This is a genomic window from Pseudomonas sp. RG1 (assembly GCF_025910115.1).
In the GTDB taxonomy this organism is placed as follows: domain Bacteria; phylum Pseudomonadota; class Gammaproteobacteria; order Pseudomonadales; family Pseudomonadaceae; genus Aquipseudomonas; species Aquipseudomonas atacamensis.
Genome location: NZ_JAPCIK010000020.1, coordinates 107769 through 122862 on the forward strand (window position 1 = coordinate 107769; position 15094 = coordinate 122862).

The 15094-nt window shown below is 59.6% G+C and carries 16 protein-coding genes; 7 read left to right on the forward strand and 9 right to left on the reverse strand.

The annotated features are described in order from the left end of the window. Positions 1-240: 240 nt before the first annotated feature. On the reverse strand, positions 241-1167 hold the full coding sequence (locus OK411_RS13925; protein ID WP_123442611.1) for a universal stress protein: 927 nt from the start codon (positions 1165-1167) through the stop codon (positions 241-243). A 260-nt stretch (positions 1168-1427) separates the two neighbouring features. On the opposite strand from OK411_RS13925, the gene OK411_RS13930 reads away from it, so the two are divergent. The 4 genes from OK411_RS13930 to OK411_RS13945 all read left to right on the forward strand — a co-directional run bounded on the left by OK411_RS13930 (position 1428) and on the right by OK411_RS13945 (position 5072). After that, entirely contained in the window at positions 1428-2501 is a 1074-nt protein-coding gene (locus OK411_RS13930) for an NAD(P)-dependent alcohol dehydrogenase (RefSeq protein ID WP_264365160.1), read from the forward strand. Positions 2502-2536: 35 nt separating this feature from the next. Beyond that, a complete protein-coding gene (locus OK411_RS13935) occupies positions 2537-2761 on the forward strand; it encodes a hypothetical protein (RefSeq protein ID WP_264365161.1) in 225 nt (74 codons plus the stop codon). Between the two features lie 45 nt (positions 2762-2806). Further along, positions 2807-4048 (forward strand): MgtC/SapB family protein, encoded by a 1242-nt coding sequence (locus OK411_RS13940; protein WP_264365162.1) that lies wholly within the window; start codon positions 2807-2809, stop codon positions 4046-4048. Between the two features lie 100 nt (positions 4049-4148). Then, the gene (locus OK411_RS13945) at positions 4149-5072 is read left to right on the forward strand and encodes a universal stress protein (RefSeq protein ID WP_038861627.1); all 924 of its coding nucleotides are present in this window, start codon (positions 4149-4151) and stop codon (positions 5070-5072) included. A 53-nt stretch (positions 5073-5125) separates the two neighbouring features. Here OK411_RS13945 and OK411_RS13950 read toward each other — a convergent pair whose 3' ends face one another. After that, positions 5126-5689: a GNAT family N-acetyltransferase gene (locus OK411_RS13950; RefSeq protein ID WP_024012773.1), complete on the reverse strand. Its 564-nt coding sequence runs from the start codon at positions 5687-5689 to the stop codon at positions 5126-5128. Positions 5690-5901: 212 nt separating this feature from the next. Between OK411_RS13950 and OK411_RS13955 the strand changes: the two genes are divergently transcribed. Beyond that, positions 5902-6813: a universal stress protein gene (locus OK411_RS13955; protein WP_024012774.1), complete on the forward strand. Its 912-nt coding sequence runs from the start codon at positions 5902-5904 to the stop codon at positions 6811-6813. A 41-nt stretch (positions 6814-6854) separates the two neighbouring features. On the opposite strand, the gene OK411_RS13960 is transcribed toward OK411_RS13955, so the two are convergent. The 3 genes from OK411_RS13960 to fnr form a co-directional block, all read right to left on the reverse strand. Next, on the reverse strand, positions 6855-7760 hold the full coding sequence (locus tag OK411_RS13960) for an amino acid ABC transporter substrate-binding protein (RefSeq protein WP_264365163.1): 906 nt from the start codon (positions 7758-7760) through the stop codon (positions 6855-6857). Between the two features lie 49 nt (positions 7761-7809). Beyond that, positions 7810-9150 carry a putrescine-ornithine antiporter gene (gene potE / locus OK411_RS13965; protein WP_110599410.1) on the reverse strand — a complete coding sequence of 447 codons (1341 nt, stop codon included), beginning with the start codon at positions 9148-9150 and terminating at the stop codon, positions 7810-7812. Between the two features lie 202 nt (positions 9151-9352). Continuing rightward, positions 9353-10093, reverse strand: coding sequence for a fumarate/nitrate reduction transcriptional regulator Fnr (gene fnr / locus OK411_RS13970; protein WP_130900925.1), 741 nt, complete (start codon positions 10091-10093; stop codon positions 9353-9355). 233 nt (positions 10094-10326) lie between these two features. On the opposite strand from fnr, the gene OK411_RS13975 reads away from it, so the two are divergent. Then, on the forward strand, positions 10327-11247 hold the full coding sequence (locus tag OK411_RS13975; protein ID WP_110599416.1) for a universal stress protein: 921 nt from the start codon (positions 10327-10329) through the stop codon (positions 11245-11247). A gap of 44 nt (positions 11248-11291) precedes the next feature. Here the strand turns inward: OK411_RS13975 and OK411_RS13980 are convergent, their stop codons facing one another. Then, positions 11292-11522 (reverse strand): hypothetical protein, encoded by a 231-nt coding sequence (locus OK411_RS13980; protein ID WP_110599418.1) that lies wholly within the window; start codon positions 11520-11522, stop codon positions 11292-11294. Between the two features lie 422 nt (positions 11523-11944). Here OK411_RS13980 and OK411_RS13985 point away from each other — a divergent pair, with 422 nt between their 5' ends. After that, positions 11945-12832: a universal stress protein gene (locus OK411_RS13985; RefSeq protein WP_016774536.1), complete on the forward strand. Its 888-nt coding sequence runs from the start codon at positions 11945-11947 to the stop codon at positions 12830-12832. A gap of 18 nt (positions 12833-12850) precedes the next feature. On the opposite strand, the gene OK411_RS13990 is transcribed toward OK411_RS13985, so the two are convergent. The 3 genes from OK411_RS13990 to OK411_RS14000 are packed head-to-tail and all read right to left on the reverse strand — an operon-like array spanning position 12851 to position 15092. After that, positions 12851-13066 carry a hypothetical protein gene (locus OK411_RS13990; protein ID WP_264365164.1) on the reverse strand — a complete coding sequence of 72 codons (216 nt, stop codon included), beginning with the start codon at positions 13064-13066 and terminating at the stop codon, positions 12851-12853. Then, positions 13063-14433 carry an ATP-binding protein gene (locus tag OK411_RS13995; protein WP_110599423.1) on the reverse strand — a complete coding sequence of 457 codons (1371 nt, stop codon included), beginning with the start codon at positions 14431-14433 and terminating at the stop codon, positions 13063-13065. Before OK411_RS13995 ends, OK411_RS13990 begins: the two co-directional genes overlap by 4 nt. Continuing rightward, on the reverse strand, positions 14430-15092 hold the full coding sequence (locus tag OK411_RS14000; protein ID WP_016774538.1) for a response regulator: 663 nt from the start codon (positions 15090-15092) through the stop codon (positions 14430-14432). The genes OK411_RS13995 and OK411_RS14000 overlap by 4 nt, the downstream gene beginning before the upstream one ends. Positions 15093-15094 lie beyond the last annotated feature (2 nt).

The following is a 15094-nucleotide window of genomic DNA, read 5'->3' on the forward strand; positions in this document are numbered from 1 at the left end:
AAATATCCTAAGTGTATGATTTTTAACTAGAAAAATCCGGACTTAAAATCCCCCGCTCGTAAGGGCGTGCCGGTTCGATTCCGGCTTCGGGCACCATAAATATCAAGGGCTTGCATGACATATGTCATGCAAGCCCTTATTTTTTGTGCCGTGGAAATGTTTTCCACGCTCCTGACTGGCCATTCCGTCACCGTCTGGTGCTTGGAAATCCACTCCTTTCTTCAGCGTCGACTGCATCCATCAGCGAGTAAGCGTTTCCGGCGCCACCACCCACACACTACAAGGCATTTTGTACAACAGATGCTCGACCGTACTGCCAACCAGTCGGGCGATTCCTCGGTGAGTGACGCGGCCCATTACGATCACATCGATGTCGTACGCATCGGCATAGCTGGAAAGCACCTTGGCGGGATCGCCCACAATCATGTGCTGGTTCTCTGCCGGAATGTTGTTACGTTCAGCCACCGCCTGGAAAGCTTCGCCTTGGGCGTCGAACAGTTTCTTGGCTGCGGTGGAAGAAAAGATCGCGGACGCGTTATTGAAGCCGAACTCGGCAGCGCTGATCGATGACAGGTCATGGGCATAAATCACGTCCAGGCTGCCATTGCAGACACTGGCCAGTCTTGCTGCTTCTCGCAGGATCCGATCGTTGAGGCCCTGGTATTGGCCCTCCCGATGGAAGGGGTCGACCGCCGCGACGATTCGGCGTGGCAGAGCGTTTTGAGCGTGGCTGACAAAATGCAGCGGCACCGGGCATTCGCGCAACAGGTGGACGTCCAGCGGGGTGAACATCAGTCGCGACAGAACTGATTCGTGCTCCAGAGCCTTTATAAGGACAGCCATCGGCTGTTCCTTCAAATGAATGAGGATTTCCTTCAACGGATTGTCCACCCAGACGACCTCGGTGGTGACGGTCACCCCGATCTTGCGCAGCGGCCGGGCCTGGTCTTCGAGCCATTGATGATGGCGTTCGACATAGCCTAGGCGCATCTGCTCCAGGGCTTGCTCGTTGACCATTCCTGCGGTCGCCAGGCCCTCCAGATAATCAAACGCGACAATATGCAGTGCGGCATCCGACGCTTTGGCCAGTGCGGCGGCGCGGTCGAACGCCGGACTGTTTTTCATCAGCGGCGACACGACCAGCATGAAACGCGATTGCTCAGACATGACAGTACTCCCGAGGGTAGTCACCCAGGCATTGCGCTGCATGCCTGGAAACAGTGAGTAGTGGGGCATGCGCTTATCCTGGAGCGAGCCAGCAGGGCGGGGTTGATATTTATCAACCAGACATCACCGCGTAGTCGTGAGCGGATGTACGGTCGAGCGAGACCACTGATCCGCGGATAGTTGACCATTATCAACTACGACCCTGCCGCCGCGGCTCAAGCTCTGCTCTGCACTCACCTGTCGGCGGAGGGAAAGCCATCATGGCCACCATGAAAGCCGCAATATTCGATGAAAAAAACCGCATCGTGCTCGATGACAAGCCGATTCCCGAGGTCGGGCCGCTGGATGCGTTGATCCGCGTGACCACCACCACCATTTGCGGCACCGACGTGCATATCCTGCGCGGCGAATACCCAGTGGCGAGAGGACTGACCATCGGCCACGAACCGGTCGGCATCATTGAGCGATTGGGCTCGCAAGTACTCGGTTTTGTCGAAGGGCAGCGGGTGATCGCCGGGGCCATCACCCCCAGCGGGCACAGTTACGCGTGCCTGTGTGGCTGCGGCTCGCAGGACGGCCCCGACACTCGGCACGGCTTCAAGGCCATCGGCGGCTGGAAGTTTGGCAACACGATCGACGGTTGCCAGGCCGAGTACGTGTTGGTGCCGGATGCACAGGCCAACCTGTGCCCGATCCCCGATGAGTTGAGCGATGAACAGGTGCTGATGTGCCCGGACATCATGTCCACCGGGTTCTCGGGGGCGGAGCGCGGCGAGATCGCCATCGGCGACGCTGTCGCGGTATTTGCATTGGGCCCGATCGGCCTCTGTGCCGTGGCCGGAGCACGGCTGAAGGGCGCCAGCACGATTATCGGTGTCGACGCGGTGGCCGAACGCATGGCCATGGCGCGTCAACTGGGCGCGACCCATACCGTCAATTTCAAGGACGGCAATGTGGTGGAGCAGATCATGGCATTGACCGATGGTCGTGGCGTGGATGTGTCCATCGAAGCGCTGGGCACCCAAGGCACGTTCGAGTCGGCATTGCGGGTGCTGCGTCCGGGCGGGCGTTTGTCCAGCCTTGGGGTGTATTCCAGCGATCTGCACATCCCGCTCGGCGCGTTTGCCGCCGGACTGGGCGATTACAGCATCGTTTCCACCCTGTGCCCGGGCGGCAAGGAACGCATGCGTCGACTGATGGCCGTGGTGCAGAGCGGCGCCGTCGATCTGTCACCGCTGGTGACTCACCGTTTCAGACTGGACGACATCGAGCAGGCGTATGAGTTGTTCGCTCATCAACGCGACGGAGTCATGAAAGTCGCAATCACTCCTTGAAAGCACCTTGGCGTGCCGCTGAAACCGGGGTTTCCATGAACATCAAGATCACTGAAAAACACGCTCCCCACGGCTGGGTCGTGCACATGGATGACTGGGATGTAGGCTTCAGGACCCTTAAGGCTGCGCAGGAATTTGTCGAGGTGCTTGAGGCCCGTATCAACGCCCCTCACGAGTGGCCGAATGCGTTTGCCCAGCCGTTGCCAGCAAGGCCAGCAACGGCTCGCCGCATCAGCGCAAGCGTTGAATGCTCGCCATAAACCGAGTGCAGCAGGGTGCGCAAATCCTGCGGGACGCTACCCATCATGAATGAGGTTTTTGATCTGTCCGGCGCCGCTGCGGCGTTGGGGATCGGCATGCTCATCGGTCTTGAGCGTGAACGGCACAAGGGCACTGGCGATGCGCGACACTGCGCCGGCTTGCGCACGTTCGCCATTACCGCGCTGTTGGGGTATGTCGCGCTACAGGTCGGCGGTGGCCTGCTGCTGGGGATCGTCGCCGGCTGTGTCACGTTGCTGACCAGCGTTGCGTACTGGCGTAGTCAAAGCGACGACCCTGGGCTGACCAGCGAGGTGGCGTTGATCACCGTGCTGATCCTGGGCGCGTTGTGCGCAACCGCGCCGGCGCTGGCCATTGCCCTTGGCGTGGTGATCGCGGGCCTTTTGGCGTATCGCCAGGCGCTGCATCACTTTGCCAACAGCCAGTTGTCCGAAACGGAAATGCGTGATGGCCTGATCCTGCTGATCGCCGCGCTGGTGATACTGCCTTTGGCACCGGACCGATATATCGGCCCGTACGCCGCGATCAATCTGCGCACCATTTGTACCGTGACGGTGTTGCTGATGCTGGTCGGCGCGTTCGGCCACATTGCCGTGCGCGCCCTGGGCTCGCGCTATGGCTACGTCATCAGCGCGATTGCATCCGGCTTCGCCTCCAGTACCGTGACGATCGCGACCATGGGCCAACGCCTTGCCCATGAACCGGACAACATCCGCATCCTCAGCGCCGCGGCGATTTTTTCCAATCTCGCGACGGTGATACAGATCGGCCTGATCCTGACGATGGTTGATGCGGATCTGCTGAACAGTTTATGGGCGCCACTGCTCTTCGGCTTGATCGCTACGATGTTGTACGGCGCCTGCCTGATGTTCCCCGACCCCACGCGAGGGAGCCGCAGCAAGCCGGTCGACACGGCAGGAGCGTTCAATCTGAAACTCGCGGTCATCGTGACACTGACCCTTACCGGCATCACATTCGTCTCCTCGGCCATGCTCAGCCAATTTGGTCAGGCAGGCTTGTGGCTGACCGCAATGCTTTCGGGCTTTGCCGATGCGCACTCTGCCACAGCGTCCATCGCCAGCCTGGCCAAGGCGGGCCAGGTGCCTTATGACTCGATAGCGGTGCCAGCGCTGATTGCCGTCAGCAGTAACTCGGTGAGCAAATGCGTGGTGGCGTGGGTCAGCGGCGGCAGGCGTTTCGCTGCCTGCGTGATCCCGGGCCAGGTATTGCTGACCTTGGCCATGTGGACGGGCAATGTGCTGTTTTGAGCGCGATCGGTGCTCTTGCTGACAAAGATCAAGCTGCCAATGGCCACAGCATTCACCCTGAAGTCTGTTTCTCCTGGCTGGCCGCATGCCGAGGTATCCCATGTCACAGACTCCGCGTTTACTGTTGATCGCTCCTTCAGCCATGGAGCGCACGCCGGCGTTCGAGCGCGCGGCTGCACTGGCCCAGGCCATGCAGTTGCCGCTGCACATCGTGGCCTTCGACTACTTGCAGGCGCTGGCCGTGGCAGGGCTGTTTGCCCCCGAGCAGATCCGCCTCGCCCGCGATGGTTATCTGCGCACTCACCGGCAGTGGCTCGCAGAGCAGGCTTCATTGCTGGCGAGGCATCAGATCATGGTCACCAGCGAAGTGATGTGGGTCCAGGATCCCTTCGCCGAGATCCTGCAGTTCATCAACGAAATGCCGTTGCTATTGATCATCAAGGATGTGCAGCACGAGTCCGTGCTGGAGCGTATTTTCTACACCCCGCTGGACTGGCAACTGTTGCGCGATTGCCCGGTGCCGGTGCATCTGGTGACCGACGACACCCATCCGCGCCCACGCCGTGTGCTTGCCATCGTCGATGTCTTGCGCAGCGAAGAGCAGGACTGCGTGTTCAACGATCAGATCATCGATGCCGCCGCCCAACTCGCCGCGCAGTGCGATGCCAGTCTAGATGTGGTGCATGTTTACGACTGGACGGCGGTTTATGCCACGGACATGGGGTTCGGCGCATTGCCGCTGGCCACCGGGATTCATGAAGCGCTGGGCACTGCGCAGCATGAGGCATTTACGGCCTTGGCCGAGCGCCACGGCGTGCCGGTCTCATGCCGGCACTTCATCGAGGGCGCACCGGTGCGCAGTATCTGCGGGTTCGCCATCGACAAGCAGATTGACGTCATTGTCATGGGCACAGTGCAGCACCACGGCTTGAGCAAGTTGTTAGGCACCACCGCCGAACAGCTGCTGCATCGGGCACCTTGCAGTGTGTTGGCGATCAAGCCGCAACCCACACTGCAATCCTGAAACACGATCGCCCCGAGGTGCGACGTTGGCCGACTCACCTCGGGGCGATTCATTTACAGGTCAAGACGATGAATGACCTGGCGTGCGTCGTCCGGATCATTGTGGGTTTCGAAGCCCAGGCTTTTGGCCAGATCGCGCATCGCCGCGTTACTGGCGGCATCGACCGAGTACATCTGGCGGAATCCGTTGCGGCGGGCTGCCTTGATCAGATGCTCCATCAGCAACGTGCCCAGCCCCAGGTGCTGCCATTCATCGGCGACCGTCACCGCGCATTCGCATTGATGGGCGCCTGTGCCGGCATAGCGGCTGATGCCGATTTCGATCAACTTGCCGTTCTCGTGAACCAGTGCAATGAAGGCGGTGCGCTGTTTGTTATCGGTGTCCATCAACTGGTCTAGCAGAGCGGTGCCGGGTTCGCTGATCTGGGCGAGAAAACGCATGTGCCTGGATTCGGGCGACAGGCGCTTGATGAAGTCGTATTCGCGCAGGCGATCCTTTTCCGTGAGGGGCCGGATCAATACATGGCGGCCGTCCTTGAGCGCCTCAATCCAGTATTGTCCGGCGACCGCCGCATAAGCGGCCACGGCCTGATCGTTGTGGTCTTTGACGGTGAGCATGATCATTCTCCATCCGGTTCGAAAGGCTGGCGGACGGTGAAAAAGCGTCCGCTTGCCTTCCTTCTACGCGGTTGCCCACGGCGACATCTGATCTACATCAGACGCCTCTTTCATTGACCCGGGCTTGATGTAAATCAACGCCGGGCAAGGGCGAGAGGGCGCAGTCTTGAAGCCCGCCGGCCCACCGCGCCGGTGCCGAGCGGAGGTGTGTGATGGGCCAATATGAACGTCTGTTGCTGGTCGCTGACCAGACGCTGCATCAATCAGCGGCGATGCTGCGTGCCATCGCGCTGGCCAAGGCGAGCGGGGCGGCGCTGGATGTGCGGGCCTTTGTTTCGCCGGTGCCGATCACCCATCTGTGGGAGGAAAAAATCGATGACGTGGATGCTCAGCGCTATCAGCGGCGCTACCGTCGCTGGGTGGCCGATGAGCTCGAGCAACTCAGCAACCAGGGGCTGGACGGCACGGTTGATGTGGTCTTTTCCAGCCATCCGCTGCTGGACATCCTCAAGACCGTCCATGTGCTCAAGCCCGACCTGTTGATCAAGGATGTGCGACTGGAACCAGCGCTCAAGCGCGTGTTCATCACGCCGCTCGATTGTCACCTGCTGCGTGAGTGTCCGATTCCCGTGCATCTGGTCAATCAGATTCGCTATGCGTTGCCGCATCGTGTCGTGGCAGCCGTGGACCCGTTCGATCCGGATACCCAAATCAGTGGCTTGAACGACGTGATCATACGGTCGGCGAACGCTTTGGCGTTGCAATGCGACGTGCCGTTGCACCTGCTCTGCGCCTACGATTTGTCCGCTGCCTTCAACGGCGAAGCGCCAGTGGTCAACGGTGGCTGGAACGAAGATTTGGCGAACGAACTGCGTCAGACACTGCATCAGGCTTTTGTCGCCCTTGCCGATCGCCACGGCGTGCCCCCTGAGCGTCGACACTTCGTCATGGGCCATCCAGTGCAGGTCATCAATGAGTTCGTCGAGCAGTACCTGGCCGACGTGGTGGTGATGGGCACGGTTCATCGCGTGGGCATCGAACGCGTGATCGGCAGCACCACCGAGCGCGCCTTGTATTCGGTGCCGGGGAGCATTCTGGCGGTGAGGAAAGAGCCTGTGCGGTGAGCATGATCGCAGCGTAGCGAGCCGGCCTGTTCGCTGGCCCGCTACGGTATTGCATAGATCTTGAACAGCTTCCTGGCCGCATCGCCGGCGCCGCCCAGATGTTTGTCGAATGCCTGTTCAATTTCGCCGGATCGGTACATTTCACTTAGCGCCGTGTCGACCAGCAGACGGAAATCCTCATCCTCTCGATCCACTGCCATCGCCGTCGGTGCGTACTCGAAAATCCGCTCCAGCAGCACCAGATTGCCCGATGGATAATTTCTGGTCAGCAGATGCTTGAGCATCATGCGTTCAGCGAAAAACGCATCGGCTTTGCCATTGGCAACCAGATTCAGACCGGCTTCTGCGTTCTCTACCGTGACCAGCGCGGCTACTACACCCAGCAATCGCATCTGCTGTTGTATCCACGTCTCCGTGACCCCGCCGGCGATGGCGGCATAGGTCTGATTGGCCAGACCACGGTTCACCGTGGCTCGCCATGTTGGCCCGGTATGGGCCACTTTGCCATTCAGCACATTGAGCAAGGTTTCGGACGCATCCTGGCGCACCACAGCCGAGAGGCCAGCGGTGTAAATCGGCACCGAGTAGCTGACGATCCTGCGCCGCGCCAGCGTGGGTGGGGTCGGCGTACAAAGAATGTCGATCCTGCCGGAACTGACGGCGTTCATCTCGTCGTTGAGCGAGACCGCTTGGTACTGGATTTTCAACGCCGGCAGATTCAGATCGATCCTGACCTTGTCGGCTATTTTCAGACAGAGATCGATGGCATAGCCGCTGGCTTTATCGGCGTCCTGATCACTGAACGGCATGAAGTCACGCACGTAGCCAAGGGTGATCGCTTGACTGGCACGGATGCGCTCCAGCGTGTTGCCGTGGGTCACTACCGGTACCAGCGCAAGGACGCAGACGAGCAGCAGGTGGTGGGCTCTGGTCAGTTTCACGTTCATGCGCGCGGTTCCTCGAATTCAGATTTCTGTGCTGTACCGAAGACTTCGATCAAGGGTTATCAGGCCGGGGGCCGACAGGCGCAGGGGCATCGACAAAACGTTTGGCAAGGAAACCGTAAAGCAGGTAGCCGAACACCAGGACCAGGATGCCGCCGAACACCGCGTCCTTGCCGCAGGCATACAGCGCATACAACGAATAGGCCACGGCAACCACTAACAGCAGGGTATTGCGCGTGTATACGGCGGCGCTGACTCTGGCTTTGTACATCATCACCAGCAGCCCGGTGGCTGCCGTCACATAGGGAATCAGGTTGGTCACCGCCGCGAGGCTGACGAGTTTTCCAAACTGCGCGCTCGCGTTCGGTGAAATGGTCGACAGCGCCATACAGGTCTGCAGGACGCCGCAGACCAGCATCCCGACGATGGGGGCGTTGCGTGCGCTGACCTTGCTGAACAGTTTCGGAAACATGCCCTGATCAGCGGTCACCTTGGCCGTTTGCGCCAAGGTGAACTGCCAGCCCAGCAGCGAGCCGACACAGGCCATCACCGCGAGCGCCATGATGATGTTGCCGACCAGGGGATTGAACATGTGCGCATAAACGAGCGCGAAAGGCGCTGACGAGTTGGCCAGTTCGGCGTTGGGAATAATGCCCTGAATGACCGTCGTCGATAGCACATAGACCACCGCTGCCCCCAATGTCCCGAACAGACAGGCCAGCGGTACGGTGCGCTTTGGGTTTTCCACCGCATCTGAGGCCTGGGCTGCCGACTCCATGCCGAGAAACGCCCAGAGCGTGAGGGGAATCGCTTTGCTGATGGCCTCGGATATAGGCAGTTGGTTCGGGTTCCAGGCGGCGATGATCAGCTCGGGTTTGAACCAGAACCAACCGATGATGCTCAAGCCCGCTACGGGAATGATCACCCCCCACACCGTAACCGCACCAATCCTGCCAGTGATGCCAGGGCCGCCGAAATTCGCCACGGTGGTCAGCCAGAGCAGGCCTACCGTTCCAACGAATAAAGGAATGGCGCCGCTTCCCAGCCAGGGCATGAACGACGTCATGTAGCCCACTGCCGAAATGGCCACCGCCACGTTGGCGATGGCCAGCGACAGGAAGTACAGGTACGAGCACAGAAAAAAGCCTGACTTTGCATGCGCCTCTTCGGTATAGGCGGATAGCCCGCCTGAGCGCAGGCAGAAGATGCCGCACTGGGAAAAGCAGTACGCGATGGCCATCGAGCCGACAGCGGTGACGATCCATGACAGCAATGAAACAGCCCCGAGTTGGGCCATGCTCGTCGGCAACATGATGATGCCTGAGCCCATCATGTTCACCGTCACCAGTGTGGTGAGCCCCATGAGGCTCATTTTCTTGCTTGAGTCGGCCATCGGAGTTCCCTCGATTTGCGCAACGCATCACCGCTCAGCCAACGCACAAGGTTTTGCCGGCATCGGCAGTACGCAGCTTTTCAAGCGACGTTCAACGGTTAGAAAGACAGGTGATTTCAAGTGCATCGAAACAGCGCGCCCATCGCTTCGTTATGGCTTGCCCGAGGGATGGCGAAGGCATGGCAGGAACTCATGGACGGGCTCAATGCTGCTGGCGGTTGCAGCCCGACACCATCTGCTTGAGGCCGTCCATGTTGCGGATTTTTACGTCGCGTGCGGTGATTTCCACCAAACCCTGATCGCGCAAGTGGGCAATGCCGCGGCAAATGGTTTCCAGACGCAGCCCAAGGTAGGAGCCGATTTCTTCGCGGCGCATTTTCAGCACGAACTCTTTCGAGGAATAGCCACGGGAGCTCAGGCGTTGCGAGAGGTTGAGCAGGAAAGCCGCCAGGCGCTCATCGGAGTTCATGTTGCCCATGAGCATCAACATGCTGTGATCGCGCACGATTTCCCGGCTCAGCAACTTGTTGAGGTTGTGCTGCAGGGAGGGAAGGCTTTGCGCGAGTTTTTCCAGCTGTGCGAAGTGAATCGGACAGACTTCGCTGTCTTCCAGCGCATACGCAGTACACGCGTGTTGATCGATGCTGATGGCGTCGAGCCCGAGCATTTCGCCGGGAATATGAAAACCGGTCACTTGCTCGCGGCCATCGACGGATACCACGCTGGTCTTGAACGAACCTATTCGCACGGCGTACAGCGAGCGCAGCGGGTCCCCGGTCCGGTAGAGCGCGGCACCTTTCTTCACCTTGTATCGCTGCACGATCAGCGTGTCGAGCCGCTCGACCTCCGGGCCCGTCAAACCAAGCGGCAGGCATAACTCGACCACACTGCAGTTGGAACAGGCAGTTTTGAGAATCGGCGGGGGCGAGTGGGCTTCAAGCATGGATTAGCAGCCTCCAATGAGTGTGATAAGCATAGAAGTCTTCGCAGCGCATGTACTTTTCGTTTGGCGTGTCAGCGTGATTACGGACGAACGGCGGGGAGGGAACTCACAGAAGCGTCGGGCTCTTCGCCGCTCTTGTATTGCAGGGTTAATGGGGAGACTTGATGCATATCAAGCGTGGCGGTTGGCAGAGTTGCAGAATCGTCCGATGGCGCTGACTGGAAACACTCGTGATGTTCAGGCTCAAACGCATTCTGTTGATCGCACCTGCCGAAATGACCCGCACCCCGGCGTTTGATCGCGCCCAGGCACTTGCTCGGGCCAGTGGCGCGTTGCTGCACATCGTGGCGTTTGATCATGTCCAGTCCCTGGCGTTGGCCGGCCTGATCGACCACGACGCCATGGCGCAAGCGCGTGAAGGCTATTTGCAGATGCATCGCCAGTGGCTGGAACAGCAGGCCCGGTTTCAACGTGGCGCTGGCGTGCAAGTCAGCACCGAAGTGGTCTGGGCCAGGGCCACGCCGGCGCATGTGCTTGAGTACATCAATGACTTTCATGTCGATCTGGTGATCAAGGACGCTCACCATGTTTCAGCGCTCAATCAAACGTTTCACCAGCCGTTGGACTGGCTATTGGTACGTGATTGTTCCGCCTGCGTGCATCTGGTCACCGAGGCCGCACATCCGAAACCCTTGAAGATGCTGGCGGCCATTGACCTGTCGCATCTCGAGGATCTGACCCAAGGGCTCAATGACCGGATACTTGGCGTTGCATCGACATTGGCGTCGAAATGCGATGCATCGTTGCACTTGTTGAACGTCGCCAATTGGTCAGTGGTGGGTGATGCGGCGATGAGCGTGCCGAACTTGAGCCTGGACCACAGCTTGTGCGATGCGATCAACGACACTCAGCAGGAAGCCTTCGATACGCTGGCCGAGCGCTATGGTCTCGATGAACAGCACAGCCACCTGCTCTCAGGTGTCCCGTACCGGGTGATCGAAGACTTCGCCCGGCAAAACGCGTTCGACCTGCTGGTGCTCGGCATCTGTCACCATCAAGCGCTGGACGGCTTTATCGGCGGCACGGCCGAATGCCTGATGAACCGGGCTCCTTGCAGTTTGATGATGGTCAAGGCAATGCCTGCCACAGCCTGACCGGTCATCGCAGCAGTTGATGGTATTCGGTTGGGGGTAATCAATCAGTGACTGCGCCCGCCGTGTGCGTAATGCCATTGTTGCCAGGCGTGCCGATATTTCTCATCGGCACGTTTCCTCGCTTCAGTGAACTTGTGCATGGTGTCTGGAGAAAACGGCTCTTCAAGGACGGCATAGGCCTGTTCGCTGAGCCGATCGGCTTCGTGAAACAGTGCGCCACTGTCATCGATCGCGTCGGGGACATTGGCGGTTGTCCCTGAATCATTAATGACCATACCGTGAACCTCGCAAAGCAAGAATGAGGGTGGGTTGCGGACCTGTCACCCTGTGGCCGCATCTGTAACTTTCACGCGTTCGAGCAGCTTGTGACTGTCCCTGATCCGAGATGCGGGCGCAGCCGAATCATGACTCTATTTCGATCCAGTTTGTCGTCGCAGCGATTGATCCAGATCAATGTCGCTCGCCAGTTTCATCCCCGCTTTGTCGGTTTTCCAGGCGCTTGCGCAAGGGTGGTGGACAAGCCTCGATATTCAGGTTTTTCAGGGAGAGGACGCGCACCAGGGGCCTTGCATATGACATTTATCAAGGAAGTCGCCGGGCTATGGCGCAACCTCGATTGGCGTTGTTGTCTGATTCTTTCGGCCAGGGTCAGCTGCGGGTGACATGAGCCCAGACGTCCATCTCTCTGGAGACAAACATGAGCCAATATCAACACTTGTTGCTGATCATCAACCCGGCCCTGCGCCATTCCCCGGCGATAAGCCAGGCCGCCGCCCTGGCTAAAGCCAGCGGCGCGTCGCTGCACATCGCAGCCTTGATCAAATGGTGGGATTTCCTGTCGCTGCTGGAGGAAGGGGATCGGGCAAGGGCCCGTGCGGCCTATTTGCAGGACCATCACGAGTGGCTGGCAAGCCAGGCTGCCAGCCTGCGAGCCGAAGGTTTGCGGGTGACGACGGAGGTTGGCTGGTCCGAAGACATGAAACGGGAGATCCTCGATCACGTCACCGTGAACCAGCCCGACTTGCTGATCAAGGAAGTGCAGCACGAATCCTTACTCAAACGCGCTTTGTTTACCCCATTGGATTGGCAGCTGCTGCGTGATTGTCCGGTGCCGGTCTACTTGTTGGGCGCTGCTGGCCCGGGTCTGCCGCGCAAGGTCGTAGCGGCAGTGGATGTAGCTGCAAGCGAAGATGATGGGGGCGCTCTCAATGACCGGATCGTCGAACAGGCCACATCCTTCGCCACTCAGTTTGGTGCAGAGTTGCACCTGTTATATGCCTATGACGTCTCGCAAAACTATCTGGATGAAGTGGTGAACAACTGGACGGTTTCGGAATTGATGAATGCCCGGCGCCAGGAACTGCAAGTGCATTACAGCGCTTTGGCGAGGAAATTCGGTGTGATGGCCGAGCACAGGCATAGCAGGGAGGGACATCCCGTGGCGGCGATCAGTGAGTTTGCCGAAGAGCACGATGTGGACGTGATTGTGATGGGCAGGGTTCAACGTCACGGGCTGGAAAAACTGCTGGGAAGTACCACCGAACATATTCTGTACCAGGTTCCCTGCAGCGTACTGGCGGTCTAGCGCAAACGCTGGTGCACCTTACAAAGTCAGCGTTCCGGCCCACAACATCCGGCCAGCGTAAATCGCGACGGCCCAGATGATGATCAACACACCCGTTTCCGGACCGCTGAGCGGCTGGCCCTGGCGCGTTTTCAACGTGCCCAGCTGAATCAACGAGCCAGGCGCGTAGAGCAGAGCGCTGAGCAGCAGGTATTTGGGGCCGGCGGCATACAGCTGAATCAATCGGATGATCATTCCCCCGCCGGAATCGATAACGTCGCCCTCAAACCGCCCTCTGCGCGGTTTGTCAGTTCAATCCGTCCGTTCAGTCGCACCGCGATGGTGTTGACAATGGTCAACCCCAACCCGGCGCCATGCGCCGTGCCACGGCTGTAGAAACGCTCGAACAATCGCTCTCTGTCCGATTCATCGATTCCCGGCCCTTGATCGTCGACCGTCAAATGACAGAAGCCATCAGACTTGCTCAGGTGCACGGTGATCGCACCGTGTTCGGGGGAGAAATTCGCCGCGTTGGTGATCAGGTTATTCAGCGCGATATCGATGGCGGCGGGGTCGGCGAGGACATGAAACGGTTGGTCGCTGACCTCGAAGATCAACTCAAGGTGTTTGCTCAGCAACCACGGTGTCAATTGCACCAGGCTGTTGCGTACGGTTTCGCTGAGATCAATGCGTTGCAGTGGCGGCGGATTTGGTTTGGGTTCAAGACGCGCCATGGTCAGCAGCTGATTGACCAGTCGGCTCGTGCGGTCGACTCCGGAGATCAGAAACTCAAGTGACTCACGACGCTCCTCTTCGGTACCGGCCTCCTGCAGATTTTGCGCATGCACCCGCAGCACCGCCAGCGGCGTGCGCATTTCATGCGCGGCATCGGCGATAAAGCGACGCTCCCGGCCGAGCACTTCCTGAATCTGCGCGAGCATGCGATTGAGCGCTGCCTGCATTGGCTCCAGCTCACTGGGCAGGGGCGTCAGTTGCAGCGGCTCAAGTGAACCACTGTGACGGGCGCGCAGAGTCGCCGCCATGTCTGCCAGGGGCTTGAGCCCCCAGCCAATGGCCAGCCAGATCATCGCGGCGAGGATCAGGCTGCCGAGCATGTTCGGCCACAGCGTGTGGCGTACGATGCGGTCGACCAGGTCGGTGCGCACATCGTCGCGCTCGCCGACCCAGATGCGCAGGCCGTTCTGCTTGTCTTCCAGCATGAACGCTCGCCATTGCCGACCTTTCAGATCGACCACATCGCTGAACCCCGTTCTCGTCGGCGGCGCAGTGAAGGAGGGCGCACTGGCGGTATGTACCAGCACCTCGCCTTGCGGGTTCCACACCTGAAAGGCGATTTTGCTTTCGTAAGGATGTCCGTCAACCCGGGGCTTGGCTTCCCCGAGAGCCTGATTGAACGCCTGATACAACTGCGCGTGCTCGGTACTCGCCATCGGCATACGCATTACGCCCTGCAACAGGCGTGCGTTCTGCGCCAATTGCGCGTCGTAGACCTCGGCGATTTCGTGGTTGCTGTCATGCACATTGAAGAGGCTGAGTACCGCCAGACCGGCCAGTAACAGGCCGATGATCAGGGTCAGCGTGCGCCGGCGGATCGAGGTCATCGACGTTCCTCTACCAGATAACCCACGCCGCGGATGGTGCGGATCAGGTCGGTAGAGAACTTCTTGCGCAGGTGATGAATGTGCACTTCGAGGGTGTTGCTTTCCGCTTCTTCATTCCAGCCGTAAAGCAACTGGATCAATTGATCGCGGGTCATCACCCGGCCCGGCGGCGACAGCAGTTCGTGCAGCAGCTGATATTCCTTGGGGGTGAGCGCGACCGGTTGGCCTTGATAACTGACCTGCTGGGTGCCGGGGTTGAGGCTGATGCCGGCGTGTTCGATCAGCGCCTGGGCGCGCCCGGCACTGCGGCGCAACAGGGCACGCAGGCGGGCTTTGAGTTCGGCGAGGTCGAAGGGCTTGACCAGGTAATCGTCAGCACCGGCGTCGAGTCCGGCAATGCGGTCTTCGGTGGCATCGCGCGCGGTGAGAATCAACACCGGCAGGTTCGAACCGCTGTCACGCAGGCGGCGCAACACTTCGAGGCCATCCATGCGCGGCAGGCCGAGGTCCAGCACGGCGACATCAAACGTTTCGCTGAGCAGCGCGTGCAAGGCGCTGCTGCCATCTTTGAGCCAGTCGACCGTGTAACCCTCGCGACCCAACGCCTGGTAAATGCCTTCACCCAGCGCCACGTCATCCTCGATCAGTAATAAACGCACGC

What these genes read in the sequence shown, in the direction of transcription:
- OK411_RS13930 (WP_264365160.1), top strand. Translation starts at nt 1,428, where the DNA reads ATGGCCACCATGAAAGCCGCAATATTCGATGAAAAAAACCGCATCGTG.
- OK411_RS13945 (WP_038861627.1), top strand. Translation starts at nt 4,149, where the DNA reads ATGTCACAGACTCCGCGTTTACTGTTGATCGCTCCTTCAGCCATGGAG.
- OK411_RS13960 (WP_264365163.1), bottom strand. Translation starts at nt 7,760, where the DNA reads ATGAACGTGAAACTGACCAGAGCCCACCACCTGCTGCTCGTCTGCGTC.
- OK411_RS13955 (WP_024012774.1), top strand. Translation starts at nt 5,902, where the DNA reads ATGGGCCAATATGAACGTCTGTTGCTGGTCGCTGACCAGACGCTGCAT.
- OK411_RS13925 (WP_123442611.1), bottom strand. Translation starts at nt 1,167, where the DNA reads ATGTCTGAGCAATCGCGTTTCATGCTGGTCGTGTCGCCGCTGATGAAA.
- OK411_RS13940 (WP_264365162.1), top strand. Translation starts at nt 2,807, where the DNA reads ATGAATGAGGTTTTTGATCTGTCCGGCGCCGCTGCGGCGTTGGGGATC.
- OK411_RS13950 (WP_024012773.1), bottom strand. Translation starts at nt 5,689, where the DNA reads ATGCTCACCGTCAAAGACCACAACGATCAGGCCGTGGCCGCTTATGCG.
- OK411_RS13985 (WP_016774536.1), top strand. Translation starts at nt 11,945, where the DNA reads ATGAGCCAATATCAACACTTGTTGCTGATCATCAACCCGGCCCTGCGC.
- potE (WP_110599410.1), bottom strand. Translation starts at nt 9,150, where the DNA reads ATGGCCGACTCAAGCAAGAAAATGAGCCTCATGGGGCTCACCACACTG.
- OK411_RS13990 (WP_264365164.1), bottom strand. Translation starts at nt 13,066, where the DNA reads ATGATCATCCGATTGATTCAGCTGTATGCCGCCGGCCCCAAATACCTG.
- OK411_RS13975 (WP_110599416.1), top strand. Translation starts at nt 10,327, where the DNA reads ATGTTCAGGCTCAAACGCATTCTGTTGATCGCACCTGCCGAAATGACC.
- OK411_RS13980 (WP_110599418.1), bottom strand. Translation starts at nt 11,522, where the DNA reads ATGGTCATTAATGATTCAGGGACAACCGCCAATGTCCCCGACGCGATC.
- OK411_RS13995 (WP_110599423.1), bottom strand. Translation starts at nt 14,433, where the DNA reads ATGACCTCGATCCGCCGGCGCACGCTGACCCTGATCATCGGCCTGTTA.
- OK411_RS13935 (WP_264365161.1), top strand. Translation starts at nt 2,537, where the DNA reads ATGAACATCAAGATCACTGAAAAACACGCTCCCCACGGCTGGGTCGTG.
- fnr (WP_130900925.1), bottom strand. Translation starts at nt 10,093, where the DNA reads ATGCTTGAAGCCCACTCGCCCCCGCCGATTCTCAAAACTGCCTGTTCC.